Below are 21,860 nucleotides of genomic sequence, written 5' to 3'. Positions count from 1 at the left end.
GGTCAAATCGATGTAGCTTTGTTAGATGTTGCGAAATGCACCTTGTTCAGCCTTATAGTGATATGCACTGGTTATGCTTATTATGGTGGCAGTTAGTACTGCGCCGGGCTGTGAAAGCGAGTTAGCGTTAGAGGTCATACTGCACTTCAAGTTTTTTACCATTTTTGCTAGTCAGAGCCAGTATTTGATCTTTGAAAACCCTCTTCTTTTTCGTTGTAAAATTACATTAATAGTCGTTTGAGTTATCGAGATTTGAAACAATTGCCTTCTAGCTGCTTAGGTAAGCGCGTTTTTGTATGTAAGTTACAAAATCAGCAGGGAAGTGTGATGTCAAACGTGGAATATTAGTTAACAAACAACTACTATTAGTCATCCAATTATTTAACGGTTGATGTTTGTGATGACAGGTTATTCAAACCCAGTTATAACAGTGAAAAAAGGTCTCGACGTGCCAATCGCTGGCGAGCCTAAGCAGGTTGTTGACGCTAGCAAACCTTGCTCCCATGTCGCACTTTTGGGAGAGGAATATGTTGGTTTAAAACCAACGATGTTAGTAGAAATCGGCGATCAGGTGCAAAAGGGTCAAGTTCTTTTTGAAGATAAAAAGAATATTGGCGTTAAGTATACTGCACCGGCTAGCGGCAAAATCATTGCTATCAACCGTGGCGAGCGTAGGCTTTTTCAGTCTATCGTCATTGAATGCAGCCAAGGCGACTCAATTCATTTTGGTATTGATGAAGATATCCAAGCGCTAAATCGCAGCCAAGTGCAAGCTAAGCTAGTCGATAGCGGTTTGTGGACGGCATTACGTACTCGTCCTTTTTCTCGTGTTCCCCATTTAGACACCACTCCAGCAGGTATTTTTGTTAGCGCGATGGACAGTAACCCATTGGCGGCTAACCCGCTGATTGTTATTGCAGAGCAAGCCGATGCATTTGCAGCAGGGCTTGCTGTTTTAGGTCAGCTTACTGACGGCAAAGTTCATTTGAGTCAAGCGCCAGGCGAGAAGTTACCTGGCAGCGAATTGCCTCATGTCAGCAATCACTACTTTGAAGGCGTACATCCAGCAGGTTTAGTTGGCACTCATATTCATTTTGTGCTGCCTGCAAGTCTTGAGCGTCCAGTTTGGCATTTGGGTTATCAAGATGTGATTGCATACGGCAAACTCTTTTTAACCGGTGAGATCTACACTGACCGTGTTGTTGCTCTTGCAGGACCTGATGTTATTAAGCCGCGATTAGTTCGTGTTCAAATAGGCGCTTGTTTATCAGAAGTGGTTGCTGGTGAACTACAAGAGGGGAACTCTCGTGTGGTTTCAGGTTCTGTTTTATCGGGCCATACTGCTTTTGGTGTCCACGATTTCCTCGGGCGTTTTCATAATCAAGTCAGTGTGCTTCAAGAAGATTCACAACACCAATTATTGCCATGGGTAAGAGGTGGTTCTGAAAAATTCTCAATCACTCGTGCAGTTACCTCACGTCTTAAAGGCGCTAAGAAACTATTTAACTTAACCACCCATACTGGTGGCTCGGCTCGCGCAATGATGGCCTTTGGTCAATTAGATCGAGTGATGCCTCTTGATGTTTTGCCAACGCTGTTAGTACGCGATCTCGTTGTTAGAGATACTGATGAAGCGCAAGCTTTAGGTGCATTGGAACTTGATGAAGAAGATTTAGCATTATGTACCTTTGTGTGTCCTGGCAAGTACGATTTTGGTAAAGAACTGCGTGCTTGTTTAGAAATTATTGAGAGGGAAGGTTGATGAGTCAACAAGATAAAAAGCCCGATATCCAAGAGGATTATTACGCACCGGGCAACTCAGTAAAGGGTTATTTGCACTCTTTACTTGTGGCTCATGGCCGAAGTACTAAAGGTAAAGTACATGTTCGAGATGCCATTGATGTGAAAAGAACCATGACAATTGTGGGATTGTGCTTATTGCCAGCCATCTTGTTTGGTATCTACAACATCGGCCTACAAGCACAGATTGCAGTTGCATCAGGTTTAGAAGCTTCAAGCGTGTGGCAGCTTATTCCTTTTAATGCCATTTTTGGTGGCATGACTGAGCAAACAGGCTTTATTGGTTTAGTTATTTACGGCTTAAGCTTGTATGCACCTATCTACATTACAGCGCTGTTAGTGAGTCTGTTTTGGGAAATGGTATTTGCTAAGGTGCGCGGCCAAGAACTACACGAAGGCTTCTTTGTTACTGCTTTGCTATTTACCTTGATCTTGCCTGTTTCTACTCCGCTATGGCTAGTGGCAATGGGGATAACCTTCGGCGTTATAATGGCAAAGGAGGTGTTCGGTGGCATGGGTTATAACTTCCTTAATCCCGCTTTAGCGGGTCTGGCGTTTATCTATTTTGCCTATCCATCACAGGTTACCGCTGTTACTCAACTCGTTGCTGTAGATGGTTTCTCTGGTGCAACAACGTTAATGCAAACTGCAGCAGGCAAGATGAGCTTTGCCGATTATGCATGGTACGAAGCGTTTACTGATCCTAACTGGTGGAATGCATTCTTTGGTTTTACGGTTGGGGCTATTGGCGAAACTAGCACTCTGGCATTACTCATCGGTGGTGGGTTTCTAATCCTTACTCGTCTTGCTGACTGGCGGATCGTTGCGGGTGTACTCGCAGGGATGATAGCGACAGCTACACTATTTAACCTTATTGGATCATCTAAAAATGAACTATTCGCAATGCCATGGACTTGGCACCTTGTGACAGGTGGCTTTGCAATTGCATTGATGTTCATGGCGACAGATCCTGTCACCACATCTTATACCCGTAAAGGCAAGGTGGCCTATGGACTGTTAATCGGTTTTATGACTGTGCTTATTCGAGTCGTTAATCCAAAGATGCCAGAAGGCATCATGCTAGCGATTCTGTTCGCTAACCTATGGGCGCCAATTTTTGATTACCTCGTCGCGAAAGCCAATATTAAACGGAGACTGAAACGTAATGGTCTTTAAAGCTCATCAAAAAACTAATGCTATTGCTGTGGCGATGCCAGCGATGTTATTAGCCAAACTCTGGGAAGCGATATTTGAATACTTACTCTATCGCATGCCTAAAAGTGCAAAGCAGGTCAATACGGGGAATAAAGCGTAATGGCATTTAAGAAAGATTCATTTTTGGGCACGATGATTTTCACCGTGACCCTCTGCCTATTGTGTTCATTTATGATCACCGGAACAGCAGAGCTATTGAAAGAGCGCAAGTTGGTCAAAAAACGCGACGAACTCAAGCGCAACGTATTAATAGCAGCAGATGTCGACATTGCTGATAAAGACTTTAGAGCGATATTCGACAAGGGTGTTAAGCCTTTATTGATAACCCTTGAAACGGGTGATATTGCTACTGGTTCAGAAATAAACGTGCTTGATTTTGATGACAAAATGGCGGCAATTAACCCAGAAACGTCAGTTAAGCTTGAGAAAAAGCAAGATAAAGCCAAAATCAAAACCCGTGCTAACCAAGTGCGCGTATTTAAGGTCTTTGACGCTAATAACCAGCTAGAGGCTGTCGTAATGCCGATTTACGGTAAAGGCTTGTGGTCTATGGTTTATGGTTATATTGCATTACAACCAGACTTTAACACCATTGAAAATGTCGTTTTCTATGAACATGGTGAAACACCAGGCATTGGTGATTTCCTTAATGACTCCGAGTGGACCGACAAATGGCACGGTAAACAGCTATTCAATGAAAAAGGTAAAGTCTCTTTTAAAGTCGTTAAAGGCGGCGCTAAGGCTGGAGATGTTCATGGTGTTGATGCCGTCAGTGGTGCAACCATGACAGGCCGCGGTGTCCAACGAGCAGTGCAATTTTGGTTTGGCGCTGAAGGATTTGAAACATTCCTAAATAAGCTAAAAGCGTCGGAGGCTAAGTGATGAGTACTCAAACAGCATCAACTCGTGACATTTTAACCAGTCCTATTTTTAGCAATAACCCAGTGGCGATGCAAGTACTTGGGGTCTGTTCGGCGCTGGCTGTCAGTAACTCAATGCAAACCGCATTAGTGATGACATTAGCGGTGACATTTGTACTGGTATTTTCAAACTTAATTATCTCGACAATTCGCTCGCTTATTCCAAATAGCGTTCGCATTATTGCGCAAATGACTGTCATAGCGTCATTAGTGATAATCGTTGACATGGTATTGCAAGATGTAGCATATGAGTTATCCCGTCAGCTGTCAGTATTCGTTGGTTTGATTATCACCAACTGTATCATCATGGGGCGTGCTGAAGCATTTGCTATGAAGAATCCTCCACACCTTGCAGTGGTTGATGCTGTTGGTAATGCAATGGGATACGGCGTGATCTTATTAGGTGTGGCGTTTGTTCGTGAACTACTAGGTAGCGGCACCTTGTTTGGCCATGAAGTTTTGAAAACCGTTGAAAACGGCGGTTGGTATTTGGCTAATGAGATGTTCAAGCTACCACCAAGTGCGTTCTTCTTAATTGGTTTGATGATCTGGTCAATTAACGTCATTCAGCGTAAGCGAGGGTAGTAGGCGATATGGAACATTATATAAACCTGTTTATTCAGGCTGCGTTTATCGACAACATGGCACTGTCATTCTTCATGGGAATGTGTACTTTTTTAGCCGTGTCTAAGAAAGTGTCGACCTCTTTCGGATTGGGGATTGCCGTTATCGTAGTGATGACGTTAGCTGTGCCACTTAACCAAATCATTTACGCCAATGTCTTAGCACCTGGAGCGTTAGCTTGGGCTGGTTACCCTGCTTTAGATTTAAGCTATTTACAGTTAATCACTTTTATTGGCGTGATTGCTGCCTTGGTACAGATCTTAGAGATGTTTTTAGATAAGTACATTCCAGCATTGTATGACTCTCTTGGTATTTTCTTGCCTTTGTTAACGGTAAACTGTGCGATTTTTGCCGGTGTTATCTTTATGGCAAACCGTGACTACTCACTGGGTGAGTCAGTGGTATTCGCCGCCGGTTCAGGCTTTGGCTGGGCAATGGCGATTGTAATGCTCGCTGGATTACGTGAACGGATGAAATTCCATGCAATACCTGAAGGCCTACAAGGCATAGGTATTGTGTTTATTACCACCGGTTTGATGGCACTAGGCTTTATGGCTTTCTCTGGTATTTCTATTTAAGCCTGTTTAGTTAAACAGCTTAATGAAAACGAATTAAACAAAAGGTAAATTCGATGGAAATGGCAATTGGTATCGGGATGTTCACCGTAGTGGTAAGCATGTTGGTCATGGTGATTTTATTCGCCAAAAGTAAATTGGTCTCTACGGGTGATGTGAATATCCGTATAAATGATGACGCTGAAAAAAGTATTTCAACAGCGGCGGGCGATAAACTGCTTGGCGCATTGGCGGGAAAAAATATCTTTATCCCATCAGCTTGTGGCGGTGGTGGCACATGTGGTCAATGCCGAGTAACGGTAAAATCGGGCGGTGGTGATATTTTGCCGACAGAACGTGACCATATCAGTAAGAAAGAGGCAAAGGAGGGGTGTCGTTTAGCCTGTCAGGTCTCAGTTAAAACGGATATGGAGCTTGAGGTAGAAGAGGAGATCTTTGGCGTTAAGAAGTGGCAATGTGAAGTGATCTCTAACAATAACACTGCGACTTTCATTAAAGAATTATTGCTGAAACTACCAGAAGGCGAAGATGTTCTTTTCAAAGCGGGTGGTTATATTCAAATTGAAGCACCTGCACATACAGTCAATTACGCAGATTTCGATATCCCCGCTGAATATCGTGATGATTGGGAAAAGTATGACCTGTTTAAGCTCGTCTCAAAAGTTGACGAGGACGTTTTACGTGCATACTCGATGGCGAACTACCCTGATGAAAAGGGGCGTATCATGCTTAACGTGCGTATTGCGACGCCACCTAATGATAAAGTGGCGCCTGGCAAAATGTCATCGTACATCTTTAACCTTAAGGCCGGTGATAAAGTGACTATCTCAGGTCCATTTGGCGAATTTTTCGTTAAAGAAACTGATGCCGAGATGATCTTTGTTGGCGGTGGCGCGGGTATGGCACCGATGCGTTCACATATCTTCGATCAGCTAAAGAGCAAAAAGACTCAACGTAAGATGAGTTTTTGGTACGGTGCACGCTCAACACGTGAAGTGTTCTATCAAGAAGATTTCGACATGTTAGCTGCTGAGAACGAAAATTTCGTCTGGCATGTTGCGCTATCGGATCCGTTACCTGAAGATAACTGGACGGGATACACTGGCTTTATTCATAACGTACTGTTTGAAAATTACTTGCGTGACCATAAAGCGCCGGAAGATTGTGAGTTCTACATGTGTGGCCCTCCTATCATGAACTCGTCAGTGATTAACTTGCTAGAAAGCTTAGGTGTTGAGCCTGAAAACATTCTGCTTGATGATTTCGGTGACTAGTTTCGAAGCTTTAATGATAAAACCGCAGCTATAGTAGCTGCGGTTTTTGTATCTAAAGTTTGAGCACAAAGTGTGTCTATAATCAGGCTCGAAAAAAGAAGCGCTGCGCAAGCAAACATGTGTGGCCCTACAATAATGATGAACTCGTCAGTTATGAACTTGCTAGAAAGCTTAGGTGTTGAGCCTGAAAACATTCTGCTTGATGATTTCGGTGACTAGTTTCGAAGCTTTAATGATAAAACCGCAGCTATAGTAGCTGCGTTTTATGTATCTAAAGTTTGAGCACAAAGTGTGTGTCTATAATGAGGCTCGAAAAAAGAAGCGCTGCGTAATCAAACATGTGTGGCCCTACAATAATGATGAACTCGTTAGTGATTAACTTGCTAGAAAGTTTAGGTGTTGAGCCTGAAAACATTCTGCTTGATGATTTCGGCGACTAGTTTCGAAGCTTTAATGATAAAACCGCAGCTATATTAGCTGCGTTTTTTGTATCTAAAGTTTGAGCACAAAGTGTGTGTCTATAATCAGGTTCTAAAAAAGGAGCGCTGCGTAAGCAAACATGTGTGCCCCTACAATAATGATGAACTCTTCAGTGATTAATTTGCTAGAAAGCTTAGGTGTTGAGCCTGAAAACATTCTGCTTGATGATTTCGGTGACTAGTTTCGAAGCTTTAATGATAAAAATGCAGCTATATTAGCTGCGTTTTTTGTATCTAAAGTTTGAGCACAAAGTGTGTGTCTATAATCAGGTTCTAAAAAAGAGCGCTGCGTAATACAGCCCATCCATTACTATGACCTCTTCAGTGGTTAACTTACTAGAAAGCTTAGGTGTTGAGCCTGAAAACATTCTACTTGATGATTTCGGTGACTAGTTTCGAAGCTTTAATGATAAAACCGCAGCTATATTAGCTGCGTTTTTTGTATCTAAATTTTGAGAACAAAGTGTGTGTCTATAATCAGGTTCTAAAAAAGAGCGCAGCGTAATACAGCCCATCCATTACTATGACCTCTTCAGTGATTAACTTGCTAGAAAGCTTAGATGTTGAGCCTGAAAACATTCTGCTTGATGATTTCGGTGACGAGTTTTGAAACTTGAACGATAAAAAGTGCAGCCATTGAGCTGCATTTTTAACTCATGTTCATTGCGTTAAGGGAATATTTATAAGCATTCAACGTTGTTATTTTATGGTAAATAAATTAGCTTACTGAGAAGTTTGTTTTCTAAAAAGCCCCGCAGAAAAGTACGGGCGAAATCACTACTCTTTACCAGCAAGGATCTAGGCAATGGACGCTCAACGCCCTAATTTTATTTATCCCCCAGGCTCAATGTTAATGCACTCGCCACTCATTTTAAGCAAAGCAGATATGTACGGCTTTTTTATGAAAGGAAAAATGGCGAACCTGCAGCGATCAATTGATAAGTGTCTTAATCAAGTGGCAGGTAGTGCGATGTACTTTAAAGTACTATCGCCTTATGTGTTAACCAGTTTTACTCGAGTGGATAAAGCTTATTCTGAATACCCTGAAGATAGGGACAAAGGCTGGATCCAGGAGACAGATATTGTTACTTGGGTGATGGTGGGTCGACAAAATAGCAGTGATAGTGATGATATCAGTCATGTCTATTTTCATCCGCTGCATATTTTTGTTAATGATGCGATGGCACTCATTAATGGACGCGAGTTGTTTGGTTACCCTAAGTACATGTGTGAATATGAGATGCCTGAAGTGGGAGAACCACTGACTAAGTTGAGCCTTTCAGCCAAGAGTTTTAAGCATTTCTCAAAAGATAGTGAATTGGCTATGCATCCGTTATTGAGTGTGGACTGCGAAGCCGCAGAGGAGCATCAGTTATCAACATTAGAAGCAATTACACAGACTTGGGATCTATTTAAAGCGCAGACTGACTTTATACCTGAGCTCGATAAGTTAGGCGAGCAACAGTTGTTTAGCTTGTTATTTAAGCCTGCGATTGACCAGATATTTTTAAAACAACTGCCTGATAGCGCAGGCGATAAAGCTGTTTATCAAGCGATTACCTCCGCCCCTGCTAAAGTAAACAAAGTCCATTCTATATCATTATTAGAAAATGACCTTCTTGCTACTGTGTTTGATAATGCGTCCTTCTCATTTAAAGAGTCGTTAGGCGTTGAGTTGGGTGAACAAAGCGTATTACTGCCTTATCACGTTAACTTTGATTTTGAAGTCCCCCAAGGCGACGTATTAGTTGATAACTCAACCATAAAGAAAGAAAAAATTGCTATTTTGGGTGGCGGCGTAGCTGCGATGACTGCGGCAGCATGTTTAACCGAACAGCCGGGTTGGCAGAATCGCTATGAGATTGATGTTTATCAAATGGGTTGGCGTATTGGCGGTAAAGGTGCAAGTGGGCGCAATGCTGAAAAAGGTCAACGTATTGAGGAGCATGGCCTACATATTTGGTTCGGTTTTTATCAAAATGCCTTCAATTTAATGCGTAAAGCTTATGAAGAACTTGATAGGCCCGCTGGTACGCCGTTAGCCACTTTCTTAGATGCCTTTAAACCACACAATTTTATCGTATTACAAGAGGATGTTGGTGGTGATTCAGACAGTTGGCCGATTCAATTTCCAGAGCGCAGCGGGATCCCAGGAGATAGCACTGAAGTATTAACACTTTGGAAAGTCGTCAAGGCAGCCTTTAGCTGGATCCGTCATTGGCTAACTGAGATGGATGACTTGCTTGATGCTTTGGAAGATGAAAACACCGCTAAGACACAAGAATCAGCCAGACCTGTTCACTGGTTTAGCCGCGAATGGTTTGAAGAGTTGAATGACAAAATTGAAGACTCGATAGATGACGCTAAAGAGAGCATGTCTTCACTGGCTGATAAGCTTGAATGTCACTTTAATCAAATGATTGGGCGTGATTGCGAAGAGCATCATCATGATACTGAAGATGAGGGTGGTTTTGTTGAGTCTGCAGTCGATGCATTTAGGTCACGCTTAGAAGAACGTTTTGTTGATAAGTTAGAGACTAATGATGAACTGCGTAGATTATATATTGCTGCCGATCTGGGTTTAACTATCTTAAAAGGCATGTTCGTTGATGATGTATTTAAGCATGGTTTTGATGTTATTAACGATTATGATTACCGAGAATGGTTAACTAAGCACGGTGCAAATCAAACCTTTACTGTTGATTCTGCGCCAGTTCGTGGTTTTTACGATTTAGTATTTGCATATGAAAAAGGCAATTTTGATAATCCTAACTTGGAAGCAGGAACCATTATCCGCTCTATGATGCGTATTGCATTGTGTTATCAAGGCGGGGTCATGTGGGAGATGCAGGCCGGCATGGGGGATACCGTTTTTACGCCTTACTATGAAGTGCTTAACCGCCGTGGGGTTAATTTTCACTTCTTTAATAAAGTCGACAATTTAGAGTGTGTTAACCACAGTATTCAGGCGATAGAGATCACCGAGCAAGTGGCATTAAAACAGGGTGTTGAATCATATTCTCCACTTGTCGATGTTAAAGGCCTTGATTGCTGGCCAAGCCAACCTAAGCTCGAGGAACTCGATGAAACTCAAGCGCAATTGATTAAGCAACATGATGTTAATTTGGAACATTTTTGGAGTAATTGGCAAGAGGTTTACCAGGCCCATTATGGGCGTCCTCTACCTAAAAAGCGGCTAATAAAAGGTAAAGACTTTGACAAGGTGATATTTGGTTTGTCAATTGGCTCCGTTCCACATGTTGCTAAAGAGGTCATGGAGCAAAGTGAAGCCTTAAGCAAAAGTGTTGAGAAAGTTAAAACGGTTGCCACGCAGGCGTATCAACTGTGGCTCGATCAAGATTTGGCTGGTATGGGCTGGCTTTTGCGGCCTGATAATGGCGAAGAGCCAGTGCTTTCAGGCTTTACTGAGCCGTTTGATACTTGGGCATCGCTAACTCACTTGATTGACAAAGAGGATTGGCACGGGCAACAACCGAAAAATGCCAGTTATTTTTGCTCTGCATTGCCTGTAGAGCATTATCCGCCAGCCACTGAAATAGGTTTCCAAGCTCAAAAGACATTAGAAGCAAAGGCTGGCGCTATTGGTCAGTTAGATAACCAAATCTATAAGCTTTGGGATAATGTGCCGACTCCTGGCAGTCAATCAGCAGCGATAACAGGCGGATTCCCTTGGCAGTGGCTCCATGATGAAAGCGATGCGACCGGAGTCGCTAGATTTGACAGTCAATACTGGCGCGCTAATGTTGATCCTTCTGAGCGTTATGTGATGTCAGTAAAGGGCAGTACTCAATACCGAGTCGATACTGACGGTACCGGTATTGATAACCTGTTTGTGACTGGTGACTGGATTAAAACCGGAATTAATGCCAGCTGCGTTGAAGCGGCAACCATGGCTGGGATGCAAACATCTCGATCGATATGTGGCTACCCTGAAGTAATCAAGGGTGAAAAAGACTTTTAACCTGTTATTGCTAGAGTCATTTCATATAACGGGCAGGGCGCAAGCTTTGCCCTTTTTATTACACTGTTAATGGTTGCAGCTACACTAATTAAAGATATTGGCATTGCTATGGTTATAAACAGAGTGAGGGTAATGATGGCTGAAAGCGTTAATACTGCCAAAAGAAAGGATCAACCTGTAAAAAGTAAGTCTTTAAAGACACAGCCTAACAGTGTGGATGCTTGTCTATTTTTAAAACAGAAACTTGAAGGTCAAAAGCTTGAGGACTGCCAAACACTGCACAAATTGTATTCCACTTTAACCAAGCAACCAGCTGTCATGTGGGGCAGCATAATTGGCTTTGGCCAATATCACTACCGCTATGCATCTGGTCGTGAAGGAGATTGGCCGTTAACTGGCTTTGCAGCAAGAAAAAATGATATCACGTTGTATTTCATGAATGGTTTTGGTGATTACCAAGACATTTTACCTAAGCTTGGTAAACATAAAACGGGTAAGTCATGTTTGTATATAAAGCGGTTAAGTGAGGTAGATTTAGCGGTGTTGACTGAATTAATCACCGACTCAATTGTCAAAATGAAAGAGCGCTACCCAAAATGAACTTGATTGGTAAGGTTTTCTACCTTTAAAAAATGCACTTTCATTAATAATGAAAGCGCATTTTTGATAAAGATTTACCTGATAATTACTGCTAACCGTTTATCTAGTAACCTATGGTAGCACTGCCTGCTCGACGTGGATCTGATGCACCGAAAATGCCTTGCTCAGTCACCATGATTGATTGTGTCGAACCCATAGAGTTATTGACCTTTATCTTATGGCCTTTTTCTTCCAACAGCTGACGAGTATCGAGGTTCAACGTATGCTCCACCCGTAAGGTATCAGGTAACCATTGATGGTGAATTCGAGCTGCATTGGTCGCTTCGGCAATGTTAAAGTCATGGTCGATGACGTTCATAATTACTTGCAACGTAGTGGTGATAATGCGTGAACCGCCAGGGCTGCCAGTAACGATATACGGTTTACCGTCTTTCATGACGATAGTCGGGCTCATGGAACTTAGTGGTCGTTTCTTGCCCTCTACAGCATTGGCCACGCCACCGATTAAGCCAAAGCCGTTGGGCACACCAGGTTTTGCTGAAAAGTCATCCATCTCATTGTTAAGTAATATGCCAGTGCCTTTGGCTACTAAGCCTGAGCCATAGCTAAAGTTGAGGGTATAAGTATTGGATACCGCATTGCCCCATTTGTCGACTACAGAGTAATGGGTTGTTTGGTTGCTTTCATAGGGTGCGATATTACCGGGTTTTATTTCGCTGCTAGGCGTGGCTCTATTCATGACAATTTTTTTCGAGAGTGTTTTGGCGTACTCTTTATTGGTCAACGCATCCACCGGCACATTTATAAAGTCAGGATCACCCAAATACTCACTGCGATCCGCATAGGCACGTTTCATTGATTCCGTCATCAGGTGTAAAGTGGCGGCGCTATTATGGCCAAGTTGGCCTATCGGGTATTGCTCTAACATGTTGAGCATCTCAATAATATGGATACCACCTGATGATGGTGGTGGCATAGAGACAACTTGATAGCCGCGATAACTCCCAGACACAGGCGTTCTCTCAATAGCTTGATATTGTTTTAAATCATCAAGCGTCATTATGCCACCAGCGGCTTTAACTGCTGCGACGATTTTTTCGGCTGTTTCACCTTGGTAAAATCCTTTGCTCCCCTGTTTTGCTATTAGCGACAGTGAATTCGCTAATTCTGGTTGTTTTAAGATTTCACCACTTTGGTAGTCAGAGTTATCTTTTTTGTAAAAAATTTCAGCTGAACTTGGCCACTGGGCAATTCGCCTTTTTAGTCCAGATAGTGAAGAAGACAAATCTGGGGTAACGACGATGCCGTTTTTTGCCATATTGATGGCAGCTTTAGTGACCTGCGCCATTGTCATCGTGCCGTATTTATTAAGCGCTAACTCCATGCCCATGACGGTGCCAGGAACGCCTACGGCGAGTCCATGTTCACGGCTGAGCTTATTTACTGCGTTACCTTTCTCGTCAAGAAATATATCTTTGTGAGCATTTGCTGGTGCCATTTCACGGTAATCTATCGCAATGGTTTTATTGTGTTCTGCTAGATGCACTAACATAAAGCCACCACCGCCAATATTACCAGCTCTTGGTAAGGTGACCGCTAAACTGAAACCTACTGCAACGGCAGCATCGACGGCATTACCCCCTTGTTTCAGTATTTCTACGCCAGCTTGAGTTGCTAATGATTCTTGGCTTGCGACCATGCCATGCTCGGCCCAGACTGGGTGCGCTGTGGCCATGTGGCTGTATATTGAAGTCTCGGCTGCACTCGCCGATAGCGGAGCGCTGGCAGTTAGTGTTAGAGTCGTGAGAGGGATTGCCATTGAGATGGCAAATGCTAAGGCCTTAAACGTGCGCATTTTCAATCCTTTGTTTATTTGTCTGTAGAGGTTGATTCTCTTGGGGGGAACCCCATTCAACTCTTAAATTAGACTAGCAATGTGCCGCTTATCGGATATAAATGCAATAGCGATAGATTAATCATCTATGTTGGTGGCTAGATTGAAAGAGCCTAAACATAACGGGAGTGATAAAAGAGTTTGGATAAACAGCAAGCCAAAGAAAGCGCAGATCTAAAGAGTGACTTTCAACTCAGGGTTGAATTTGTTGAGAGTATTGATGCGATCAGTCCTGAAACTTGGGACCGATTAATGGATGATAGTAACCCATTTAATAATCATGCTTATTTGGCTGCATTGGAGCGCAGTGGTTGTGTTTGCCTGCGTACAGGCTGGAAACCATTGCATCTTGTAGTGTACCAACTAACCGACATTGTTGCTGTAATGCCGCTATATATAAAGAACCATTCTTATGGCGAATATATCTTTGACTGGGCTTGGGCTGAAGCATACGAACGACATCAAATACCTTATTACCCTAAACTTGTGTCGGCTATCCCCTTTACTCCAGTGACAGGCATGCGAATTGGTATCGAGCAAACTCTTGAGCAAAAGCTGGTATGGGAGGTGATAAATAAGGCTCTTCAGACGCAGCTAATTGAAGATGGTTTTTCTAGCTGGCACTGTTTGTTCTTGCCTGTATCTCAGCTTAACAATATGTCCCAACCCGTAGAAGGCGGCGATGCATGTCTAACAAGGCTTAGTACTCAGTTTCACTGGCATAACAGAGACTATAACGACTTTGATGGTTTTCTAATGTCATTGACTTCGCGTAAACGTAAAGACATCAATAAAGAACGCGCTAAACTAGCGCCACACGAGCTGAGTTTTGAGTTTGTTGAAGCAAGAGATACGACGGCAGCAATGTGGCACGGTTTCTATGCTTGTTATAGGCAAACTTATGCAAAACGCTCAGGGCATGCCGGATACTTAAATCTTGCTTTTTTTGAGTCAATTGCTAGTACTATGCCTGATAATGTGCTTTTGCTATTGGTGCGAGATACGCTGGGGCAGGTTATAGCATCTGCACTTTATTTTAAGTCTAAAACTCATCTTTACGGTCGCTACTGGGGGAGTTTAGTTGATATCAATGGCTTACATTTTGAAGCTTGCTACTATCAAGGCATTGATTATTGCATCACTCAGAAACTACAAGTGTTTGATGCTGGCGTGCAAGGAGAGCATAAAGTTGCTCGAGGATTTGAACCTATTGCCACCTACTCAACTCATGAGATCACGCATCCCGAATTTCGTAGCGCTATTGAAAGTTTTACCTTTCAAGAGGCTGACAACATAAAAACCTACATGCAGCAGCTCACTAGTAAATTGCCTTATCGAAAAGTGGCTGATTAAGCCGTTAACACAGTTTGTCTGTATAGGTTAGGTTGAAAAAACAACACTTTGCTTTTTCAACCTAGTGCTAACCACAAACCGACGCCTATCATTAGTGATCCCGCAATACGGTTCATCCATTTAATGTTATCACCGCGGCTTAGGAAAACTCTCAAGCTTTTCCCCCCTGTGGCATAAGCCATCATACTGGTAAATTCAGTAAACATAATGATGGATAAAAGTGCCAATAACTGCGGCGCTACTTCCCGTTCAACGTTTATAAATGGCGGTAATAGAGACACCATAAACGCCCAGCCTTTAGGGTTGGCAATAGCGGTCATAAAGCCTTGAGACATTAACTCTAAATTCCCGACAGTTGGCGTAGTTTGGCCCTCCACCAATGCCATTTTACCTTTTGAGCGCCACATGTTGATGCCAATATAGGCAAGGTAAGCACCACCAGCCCATTTAAGTACTGCAAAGGCTTCAGGGTAGTTCAGCATTATACTGGCAACGCCCATAACGGCCGCTACAGCCACCAGAGCAACACCGACAAGTTCACCGGCCATCATCCACATTGTACGACGAACGCCAATACTCATTCCTAGCGTCATCGCTAGCGTCATGCACATTCCTGGAGTAATAGACACAAAAAAGAAGGTCGGTAGAAATACGGCGAGTAGTGCAATATCGGGCATGAGGTGGCAGATCTCTTAAGTTAAAATACTGAGGGTCAGTCTTGAGACTGAGCGCCATTGTAGAGAAGATAACTGCAGTTGCAAATCGAAATTTAGTGAACGCTAGGTATAAAAAAACCAGCTTCGTCATTATATAGACTTAAGCTGGTTTACTCAGCGAGAAAAGCTGTTTACAAAGCTACTGTTTAGAGTACACCACGACGCTGCTGATCACGTTCAATAGATTCAAACAAAGCTTTGAAGTTACCTTCACCAAATCCAAGATTGTTCTTACGTTGGATGATCTCAATAAAGATTGGGCCAAATAGATTCTTAGTAAAGATCTGAAGCAGGTAACCGTCTTCGTCACCATCGACTAAGATCTGGTGGTGCTTGATACGCTCACGATCTTCAGTCACCTGCGGCAACTTATCGAAAATAGTGTCGTAGTACTCAGGAATAATATCGAGTGTTTGGATTGATGAGCCTTCCATAGCGTCTAAAGAACCGACTATGTCGCGGCTTCTGAAAGCTAAATGTTGTACACCTGGACCGTCATATTCACGTAAGTACTCATCAATTTGGTTTTTGTCATTACCTTTACCTTCATTGATTGGAATACAGAAGCTTCCATCAGGTGAGCGCAGAGCATATGATACAAGTGCTGTTTGAGAACCTTTAATGTCAAAATAACGAACTTCAGTGAAACCAAAGATATCTTTATAAAAGTTTGACCAATGCTCCATGGTGCCTTTGTAAACATTGTTAGTCAGGTGATCAACTTCAATAAAGCCTTTTTCTTGGGTGATCACTTGCTCGTCTAAATCTTCAAAGTCAGTGGCATAAATATTGTCATTCTCACCGAAGGTGTCGATGAAATAGATAAGGCTGTCACCAATACCGTATATGGCTGGGTATGGCATATCCTTTGCGTCTTCATCTGCAGGCTTTGCACCGCGAGCAACCGCGCCTTCAAAGGCAAACTGTGCATCTTCTACACGCCAACCCATTGAGCAAATCGCTGGACCGTGACTTTTGGCAAACTCTGCAGAAAAACCTTTACGTTCTGTATTAAGCAGGAAGTTAATATCATTTTGCTTGTAATAGAGGATCTCTTTAGATTTTGATTTTTTCAGTAAAGAAAAGCCAAAATCAATAAAAACCTGATGCATATAATCTTGTTCAGGAGTCGCGAACTCAGTAAATTCGATACCGAGTAAGCCAAGTGGGTTTTGTTCGCTTGCCATTGTTATATCCTTTATCAATTCTTAGTAGCCATTACGTTGATGGCTGTTGCTCTTGGTTAAGTTTAATTTTCAATCCAAGAACGGTTGTAGTCGATGCTCATGCAGTTCTTTACATGTTCAGTCAATTTGAGTGGGGCGAATGTATCGACCATCACTGCGTATTCGTAGGTTTCAGTTTTGCCTATTGAGGCTTCAGTTTTGCCAGGTTGTGGTCCGTGCGGTACACCCTTTTGATGCAGGGTCATATATCCCGCTTCGATGCCTGTGCGACTCATAAAGTCACCATCGACGTAGTAAAGCACCTCATCACTGTCGATATTTGAATGGTAATAAGGCGCTGGGATAGATTGCGGATGGAAATCATAAGGTCGTGGTACAAAGTTACAGATAACAAAGTTATGCGCTGTAAATACTAAGTGGTCAGAAGGTGGAAGGTGGATCTTACCGACCTTAGGCGCATATTCCTGAATATTGAACGCCCACGGGTATACACAACCATCCCAACCGACCAAATCAAACGGGTGCCACTCTAAGGCGGTAAGCTGATATTTATCGCCAAATTTACACACTAATGAAAAATTACCTTTCTCAACAATGGCCTCTTGCAAAACTGGGGTACGTATATCTCGTTCGCAGTATGGAGCTGACTCAAGCATCTGCCCATATTCGTTTCGAAAGTGCTTCGGAACTTCAACCATGGTCGAAGACTCGATGACAAACAGGCGAGCAGCCTTATAGTCATTAAATTTAAGTTGGTAGGTAGTCCCTCTTGGAATGATGAGATAATCCCATTTCTTAACTGCTAAGGCACCGTACTCACTGAGTAACGTCCCTTCACCTTCGTGAACAAAAAGCACCTCATCGGCATAGGCGTTACGATAAAATTCGTCAGTATCTTCAGTCACTTTAGCGGTGTACATCGCCACGTCGTTATTGAAGAAAATCTTATTGCGGGCATTAAAGAAGTTACCTTGGCAATCAGCTTGTTTAGTATCGAGCTTATAATTTTGTACTAACGAGTCTTGCCAGTCTGCACCATGGCTTAAGCTATAAGGCGCAACTTCCAATGCTTTTGTTGGCATGTTGTGGTGATATTTATTCGAATAGATATTGGAAAAGCCATGGGTAGAGAACAGCTCTTCACGATAAAGCTCCCCATTGTCTTTTTTGAATGTAATATGACGCTTGGTAGGGATCTCTCCCTGCTTCACATAAAATGGCATACTGGCTTTCCTTTCTGTGTGCGTTCGCACTTATTCTAATAATGTGATCTTGTTATCAATTTAGTTGCTAACAACAGCAAAAAAAAGAATAATAATTAACCTAACACCATCTATTTTTTAGATGGTATATTTATGTTTACGTTAGGAGAGCAATATGCGGATTGATGTTGATGCATTTAAGGTGCTGCAAGTGTTGGTGGAGGAAGGTAGCTTCGCTAAGGCTGCAGAGCGATTACATAAAGCGCAGTCAGCGGTAAGCTATCAGGTCAAAAAACTTGAACAACACTTAGGTGTAAACCTTTTCTGTCGGGATCAGTACCGTGCAGAGTTAACACCAGAAGGGAAAGTTATTTTAGCTGAAGGGCAAAGGTTGCTGCAGTACCTTACCAACATTGAACATTTAGCCAGCAGGTTTAGTGAAGGTTGGGAACCCAAACTTGAATTAGTGGTTGATGGTGCGTTGCCAATGAAGCCGATTATGCGCGCACTAAAAAGAATGGCTGAACAACAGATCCCAACGAAAGTGCAACTTAACATGGAGTTCTTAGGCGGAGTTCAGGAACGTTTCGAGCGAGACAGCGCAGATCTAATGTTGGTGAAAGATTATCGTACAGGCCCAAATTATCGGCCACAGCCTTTGCCTAAAATCACCAGTATTTTAGTTACCGCTGCCAATCATCCATTAGCCAGTGAGAAAAATATTAGCCTTTTTGAATTGCAACGTCATGTAGAGCTCACCATTGAGGACTCTTCGCCTGAAAAGCTGCATAGAGATGAACTGCAATTTGGTGGTGATAAAGTGTTCTACTTGTCTGGCTTTATAATGAAAAAAAACGCACTAATGATGGGGTTAGGTTTTGGCTGGATGCCTGATTTTTTGATTACCGATGAACTGAAGAGTGGCCAGTTAGTGGAAGTTGATTTTAGCGGTGGAAATCGATTTAGTTTCACACCACAACTGGTATCGACGATGGAGCGTCCGTTAGGCAGAGCGGGACGTTTATTTACCGAGTTGATTATGGATGAGTTTAACGCTGAAAAGACCGCTTAAAACGTTAATATCTAGCAGCATCAACTTTAGATGGGAACGGTTAATTGTCTTTGACTAGTATATCGATGATTTCACGAGTTTTGTTATTGATCTTGATTGGAACATCTTCAATATCAATGACAAGATTACCATTAGAGTCGATAGGTGAAATCATTTTACCTCGTGTAAAAAGATCATTACTGAGTTTGTCACCTATATTAAGCTTTTTTTGCCAGCCAGGAGGCAGTGGTTCTCCTCTTTCCATTTTCTTTTGCAAGCCATAGGGCAAGGTTTGCTGCTTATTCTTATCTTTATATTTATCGCTTTTAGCGGATTTATCTGAGGCATAAATAGAATTTGTATTGATGACAAAAGCTAAAACGAATAGATAATTTTTGAAAACTAAATTCATAGGTACTCCTTTTTGCCATTTTATGCGCCTAAGTATAGTCAATGCATATTGCATTGGCATATTGCTAACCAAGATGTAAAAGAGTGATAACAGATTGAACTCATTTGGTTAGAGGAGATTTGTTGAGGTGTATTCTGGTTAGAATTTCAGAGATCTAATTTTATCTCATTGCTGTTGACTGAGTATTTTTTATATTTATTACATGGGCTTAGTGCGGTGTCGTGCTATTAAGGTTGCGTTCAGTTTGCATCAATTAGAATAACCTCATTGAAAACTGGTATGCCTTATGCAGATATCAATTATCTACATAAATAGTCTTCTCTAATTAAAGAGCAGCATAAGGCCAGTTATGAACGGAGGTATAGTATGAACAACTCAACAATACAGAGCCACACAACTGGTCTATATAAAGAGTATGCTCAAGATCTTGTTATTGGAAACCATTTTGTTTCGGATAAGCGTTTGCAAGAGTTTGTTGCCGATCTAGACCGCGATGGTTTGTTACTCGAGAGTTTTAAATGGGATGAGTGGTATAACAAGAGTTATATGGTTGATCGCCCTGAGTATATTGCCGATGCTACATTATATGAATGTCAGTTGTTAGTCACAGCAATGTCTCGCTTAGATAGGTTTAGTCCTGGTGTACTCAGTAATATGCGCCAACAAGGTGTACTAAACGCAATTGTAGAGCGCTTTAGAACGCTATCTTTTCAACCTGCCGTATAGGGTTATTGCTGACTCTTTCAAATAAAAAAGCCGCATTTAGCGGCTTTTTTATATATCAGATTTAGCTTGATTTGCTAGTTAGCAAAAGGCACAGGACGTGGCGTGTCAGCTGTGGATGGCGGCAGTATTGGTAACACAATTTGAGGCTGCTCACCGGTTAAGGAATTCAAAAATGACACCATCTGTTTAGTTTCATTTTCTGATAAAGCCTGACCGAGCTGAATATCTGCCATGGTGTTTACCGCTTCCGCTAATTCCCAAACACTACCATCGTGGAAATACGGGTAGGTGAGTTCGATATTTCTTAGCGTTGGCACTTTAAATACAAATTTGTCGGCTTCTTTTCCGGTAACCCCTTTGCGTCCTTCAGCAGGGTTGTTAGTGTGGAAAGGTTTAACCAGACCCATCTTCATATACATGGTGCCACCAACTGCTGGGCCGTTATGACAGCTTACACAACCTTTGTCTTTAAATAGTTGGTAGCCTGCTTTTGCGTCCGCATCGATAGCATTTTTATCACCGAGTAAAAATTTGTCGAATGGTGCATTCGGTGTCACTAATGTTTTTTCGAATTCAGCTATGGCATCAGTGATCTCTTCAATCGTAATGCCATCCTTTTGGTAAACCTGCGCAAATCTAGCTTGGTAAGCTGGCATGGAACGAATGGTATCTACAGCCAGTTCGTGGCTGAAGCCCATCTCTTTAGGATTAGCGATAGGACCGCCTGCTTGCTCTTTAAGATCTTTAGCTCGTCCGTCCCAAAACTGGGCCAACCCATACTCAGCATTTAATACTGTTGGAGAGTTAATTGACCCTTGTTGCCAGTTATGTCCGATAGAGGTTGGTAAAGCATCTACGCCACCAAGTGAGAGGTTATGGCATGAGTTACAAGAGATGAACCCCGATTTTGATAGTCTAGGTTCAAAAAATAACATTTTTCCAAGCTCGACTTTATCTGGGTTGGTGATTATTGCTGCGGGTATGATCTCGATAGGTTCGCTTGCAGCAAATGAAGTTGCGGAAAAAACAGTGGCAATGGCGATAGTAAGGTTTGTCAATGTGCTCATGGTGCGCCCCTATAAACTTACTTAATGTGTGGTTATTTGTTGGGGGGTTATATTAAGTTATTATTTTTATTAGATATAATGACTTGACTCGATTGGGACTATCGCTTGTTTGGATTAGTTTTATGGGATCTTAGTCGCAGTAAGAATTAAGATGGCTTGATAGGAGGAGAACTCCTCTGTGGTAGAGTTTTACTTTTATCCCTAGAGCCTGTTACGCCATAAACAGCCACGTAACACTAGGGATATTATCGTTTCAGTCTGCGCAGTAATATCTTTCTATCAAGCCAGCGAGCTGTGTTGCTCATGTGGTTTTGACTTTTTTTAAGCCAATGCTTAGCCCAAGTATATTCTAAACTCAACACTGCTAATCCGATAGGGAGTAGCAACCAAGCGGGGCCTGGCAGTATGATTAGGGCTGCGCCTGTTAATGTTAGTAATCCACCAACGACTGTTATCAGTGTTTTCTTTAGCATTAGATCCTCCTTTGCCTTATCAATGGTGACTCTCACTGATTAAACGGCAATATAACTGCGATTTTGTATGTTAATCGTACTCATTGAGTATATGCCCGTTTTCGCTTCAAAGGTAAAAGCAACTGTAACAATTCCTGTTCACGGTCTCATCCAAATGTTAGTTGCAAACAATAGTGAATCGTTAACGTTACTGTGCTTAATGTCTTTACCCTGACTTTTATAGTATCAAGTCCTAATCTTGGTTATATCGCTATGATTGACTAGAATCTTTGATAGGTTCGCGAATGTTAATCCTATTAGCTAGGCGGTG

The 21,860-nt window shown here is 42.3% G+C and carries 19 protein-coding genes; 12 read left to right on the top strand and 7 right to left on the bottom strand.

The annotated features are described in order from the left end of the window. The first annotated feature begins 400 nt into the window (after positions 1 to 400). The 9 genes from SWP_RS12990 (at position 401) to SWP_RS12955 (ending at position 11,469) form a co-directional block, all read left to right on the top strand. The gene (locus tag SWP_RS12990; protein ID WP_044555909.1) at positions 401 to 1,762 is read left to right on the top strand and encodes a Na(+)-translocating NADH-quinone reductase subunit A; all 1,362 of its coding nucleotides are present in this window, start codon (positions 401 to 403) and stop codon (positions 1,760 to 1,762) included. Next, positions 1,762 to 2,976, top strand: coding sequence for an NADH:ubiquinone reductase (Na(+)-transporting) subunit B (locus tag SWP_RS12985; protein ID WP_020912968.1), 1,215 nt, complete (start codon positions 1,762 to 1,764; stop codon positions 2,974 to 2,976). Before SWP_RS12990 ends, SWP_RS12985 begins: the two co-directional genes overlap by 1 nt. Further along, complete coding sequence (locus SWP_RS24190) at positions 2,966 to 3,115, top strand: hypothetical protein (protein ID WP_020912967.1); 150 nt, start codon at positions 2,966 to 2,968, stop codon at positions 3,113 to 3,115. The genes SWP_RS12985 and SWP_RS24190 overlap by 11 nt, the downstream gene beginning before the upstream one ends. Continuing rightward, the gene (locus SWP_RS12980; protein WP_020912966.1) at positions 3,115 to 3,897 is read left to right on the top strand and encodes a Na(+)-translocating NADH-quinone reductase subunit C; all 783 of its coding nucleotides are present in this window, start codon (positions 3,115 to 3,117) and stop codon (positions 3,895 to 3,897) included. The genes SWP_RS24190 and SWP_RS12980 overlap by 1 nt, the downstream gene beginning before the upstream one ends. Further along, complete coding sequence (locus SWP_RS12975; protein WP_020912965.1) at positions 3,897 to 4,520, top strand: NADH:ubiquinone reductase (Na(+)-transporting) subunit D; 624 nt, start codon at positions 3,897 to 3,899, stop codon at positions 4,518 to 4,520. Before SWP_RS12980 ends, SWP_RS12975 begins: the two co-directional genes overlap by 1 nt. An 8-nt stretch (positions 4,521 to 4,528) precedes the next feature. Beyond that, positions 4,529 to 5,137 carry an NADH:ubiquinone reductase (Na(+)-transporting) subunit E gene (gene nqrE, locus SWP_RS12970; RefSeq protein WP_020912964.1) on the top strand — a complete coding sequence of 203 codons (609 nt, stop codon included), beginning with the start codon at positions 4,529 to 4,531 and terminating at the stop codon, positions 5,135 to 5,137. Positions 5,138 to 5,190: 53 nt separating this feature from the next. Beyond that, on the top strand, positions 5,191 to 6,408 hold the full coding sequence (gene nqrF / locus SWP_RS12965) for an NADH:ubiquinone reductase (Na(+)-transporting) subunit F (RefSeq protein WP_044555908.1): 1,218 nt from the start codon (positions 5,191 to 5,193) through the stop codon (positions 6,406 to 6,408). A 1,284-nt stretch (positions 6,409 to 7,692) separates the two neighbouring features. Then, positions 7,693 to 10,869: an NAD(P)-binding protein gene (locus tag SWP_RS12960; protein ID WP_020912956.1), complete on the top strand. Its 3,177-nt coding sequence runs from the start codon at positions 7,693 to 7,695 to the stop codon at positions 10,867 to 10,869. Positions 10,870 to 11,001: 132 nt separating this feature from the next. Further along, complete coding sequence (locus tag SWP_RS12955; RefSeq protein WP_228371063.1) at positions 11,002 to 11,469, top strand: DUF1801 domain-containing protein; 468 nt, start codon at positions 11,002 to 11,004, stop codon at positions 11,467 to 11,469. Positions 11,470 to 11,572: 103 nt separating this feature from the next. On the opposite strand, the gene ggt is transcribed toward SWP_RS12955, so the two are convergent. Further along, positions 11,573 to 13,324 carry a gamma-glutamyltransferase gene (gene ggt / locus SWP_RS12950; RefSeq protein WP_020912954.1) on the bottom strand — a complete coding sequence of 584 codons (1,752 nt, stop codon included), beginning with the start codon at positions 13,322 to 13,324 and terminating at the stop codon, positions 11,573 to 11,575. A 180-nt stretch (positions 13,325 to 13,504) separates the two neighbouring features. On the opposite strand from ggt, the gene SWP_RS12945 reads away from it, so the two are divergent. Further along, positions 13,505 to 14,716, top strand: a complete 1,212-nt coding sequence (locus SWP_RS12945) for a GNAT family N-acetyltransferase (RefSeq protein WP_020912953.1) — start codon at positions 13,505 to 13,507, stop codon at positions 14,714 to 14,716. Between the two features lie 56 nt (positions 14,717 to 14,772). Here SWP_RS12945 and SWP_RS12940 read toward each other — a convergent pair whose 3' ends face one another. The 3 genes from SWP_RS12940 to SWP_RS12930 form a co-directional block, all read right to left on the bottom strand. Then, complete coding sequence (locus tag SWP_RS12940; protein WP_020912952.1) at positions 14,773 to 15,393, bottom strand: LysE family translocator; 621 nt, start codon at positions 15,391 to 15,393, stop codon at positions 14,773 to 14,775. A gap of 185 nt (positions 15,394 to 15,578) precedes the next feature. Continuing rightward, positions 15,579 to 16,619 carry a 4-hydroxyphenylpyruvate dioxygenase gene (gene hppD, locus SWP_RS12935; RefSeq protein ID WP_020912951.1) on the bottom strand — a complete coding sequence of 347 codons (1,041 nt, stop codon included), beginning with the start codon at positions 16,617 to 16,619 and terminating at the stop codon, positions 15,579 to 15,581. Between the two features lie 62 nt (positions 16,620 to 16,681). Beyond that, the gene (locus SWP_RS12930; protein WP_020912950.1) at positions 16,682 to 17,842 is read right to left on the bottom strand and encodes a homogentisate 1,2-dioxygenase; all 1,161 of its coding nucleotides are present in this window, start codon (positions 17,840 to 17,842) and stop codon (positions 16,682 to 16,684) included. A gap of 154 nt (positions 17,843 to 17,996) precedes the next feature. On the opposite strand from SWP_RS12930, the gene SWP_RS12925 reads away from it, so the two are divergent. Next, positions 17,997 to 18,893 (top strand): LysR family transcriptional regulator, encoded by an 897-nt coding sequence (locus SWP_RS12925; protein ID WP_020912949.1) that lies wholly within the window; start codon positions 17,997 to 17,999, stop codon positions 18,891 to 18,893. A gap of 40 nt (positions 18,894 to 18,933) precedes the next feature. Here SWP_RS12925 and SWP_RS12920 read toward each other — a convergent pair whose 3' ends face one another. Then, positions 18,934 to 19,284 carry a hypothetical protein gene (locus tag SWP_RS12920; RefSeq protein ID WP_020912948.1) on the bottom strand — a complete coding sequence of 117 codons (351 nt, stop codon included), beginning with the start codon at positions 19,282 to 19,284 and terminating at the stop codon, positions 18,934 to 18,936. Positions 19,285 to 19,650: 366 nt separating this feature from the next. Between SWP_RS12920 and SWP_RS12915 the strand changes: the two genes are divergently transcribed. Then, positions 19,651 to 20,010: a DUF6508 domain-containing protein gene (locus SWP_RS12915; protein ID WP_020912947.1), complete on the top strand. Its 360-nt coding sequence runs from the start codon at positions 19,651 to 19,653 to the stop codon at positions 20,008 to 20,010. 74 nt (positions 20,011 to 20,084) lie between these two features. Here the strand turns inward: SWP_RS12915 and SWP_RS12910 are convergent, their stop codons facing one another. Both SWP_RS12910 and SWP_RS12905 read right to left on the bottom strand, forming a co-directional pair. Beyond that, positions 20,085 to 21,077: a cytochrome-c peroxidase gene (locus SWP_RS12910; protein ID WP_020912946.1), complete on the bottom strand. Its 993-nt coding sequence runs from the start codon at positions 21,075 to 21,077 to the stop codon at positions 20,085 to 20,087. A gap of 245 nt (positions 21,078 to 21,322) precedes the next feature. Beyond that, complete coding sequence (locus SWP_RS12905) at positions 21,323 to 21,550, bottom strand: PGPGW domain-containing protein (RefSeq protein ID WP_020912944.1); 228 nt, start codon at positions 21,548 to 21,550, stop codon at positions 21,323 to 21,325. Positions 21,551 to 21,860: the final 310 nt, after the last annotated feature.

It is taken from the genome of Shewanella piezotolerans WP3 (assembly GCF_000014885.1).
In the GTDB taxonomy this organism is placed as follows: Bacteria; Pseudomonadota; Gammaproteobacteria; order Enterobacterales; family Shewanellaceae; genus Shewanella; species Shewanella piezotolerans.
This window is presented reverse-complemented; position numbering and strand designations above follow the sequence as displayed.

Excerpts from the sequence above, each read along its gene's own strand:
- SWP_RS12990 (WP_044555909.1), top strand. The coding sequence starts at position 401 with ATGACAGGTTATTCAAACCCAGTTATAACAGTGAAAAAAGGTCTCGAC.
- SWP_RS12925 (WP_020912949.1), top strand. The coding sequence starts at position 17,997 with ATGCGGATTGATGTTGATGCATTTAAGGTGCTGCAAGTGTTGGTGGAG.
- SWP_RS12955 (WP_228371063.1), top strand. The coding sequence starts at position 11,002 with ATGATGGCTGAAAGCGTTAATACTGCCAAAAGAAAGGATCAACCTGTA.
- SWP_RS12960 (WP_020912956.1), top strand. The coding sequence starts at position 7,693 with ATGGACGCTCAACGCCCTAATTTTATTTATCCCCCAGGCTCAATGTTA.
- nqrE (WP_020912964.1), top strand. The coding sequence starts at position 4,529 with ATGGAACATTATATAAACCTGTTTATTCAGGCTGCGTTTATCGACAAC.
- SWP_RS24190 (WP_020912967.1), top strand. The coding sequence starts at position 2,966 with ATGGTCTTTAAAGCTCATCAAAAAACTAATGCTATTGCTGTGGCGATG.
- hppD (WP_020912951.1), bottom strand. The coding sequence starts at position 16,619 with ATGGCAAGCGAACAAAACCCACTTGGCTTACTCGGTATCGAATTTACT.
- SWP_RS12905 (WP_020912944.1), bottom strand. The coding sequence starts at position 21,550 with ATGCTAAAGAAAACACTGATAACAGTCGTTGGTGGATTACTAACATTA.
- SWP_RS12920 (WP_020912948.1), bottom strand. The coding sequence starts at position 19,284 with ATGAATTTAGTTTTCAAAAATTATCTATTCGTTTTAGCTTTTGTCATC.
- ggt (WP_020912954.1), bottom strand. The coding sequence starts at position 13,324 with ATGCGCACGTTTAAGGCCTTAGCATTTGCCATCTCAATGGCAATCCCT.
- SWP_RS12975 (WP_020912965.1), top strand. The coding sequence starts at position 3,897 with ATGAGTACTCAAACAGCATCAACTCGTGACATTTTAACCAGTCCTATT.
- SWP_RS12940 (WP_020912952.1), bottom strand. The coding sequence starts at position 15,393 with ATGCCCGATATTGCACTACTCGCCGTATTTCTACCGACCTTCTTTTTT.
- SWP_RS12930 (WP_020912950.1), bottom strand. The coding sequence starts at position 17,842 with ATGCCATTTTATGTGAAGCAGGGAGAGATCCCTACCAAGCGTCATATT.
- SWP_RS12985 (WP_020912968.1), top strand. The coding sequence starts at position 1,762 with ATGAGTCAACAAGATAAAAAGCCCGATATCCAAGAGGATTATTACGCA.
- SWP_RS12910 (WP_020912946.1), bottom strand. The coding sequence starts at position 21,077 with ATGAGCACATTGACAAACCTTACTATCGCCATTGCCACTGTTTTTTCC.
- nqrF (WP_044555908.1), top strand. The coding sequence starts at position 5,191 with ATGGAAATGGCAATTGGTATCGGGATGTTCACCGTAGTGGTAAGCATG.
- SWP_RS12980 (WP_020912966.1), top strand. The coding sequence starts at position 3,115 with ATGGCATTTAAGAAAGATTCATTTTTGGGCACGATGATTTTCACCGTG.
- SWP_RS12915 (WP_020912947.1), top strand. The coding sequence starts at position 19,651 with ATGAACAACTCAACAATACAGAGCCACACAACTGGTCTATATAAAGAG.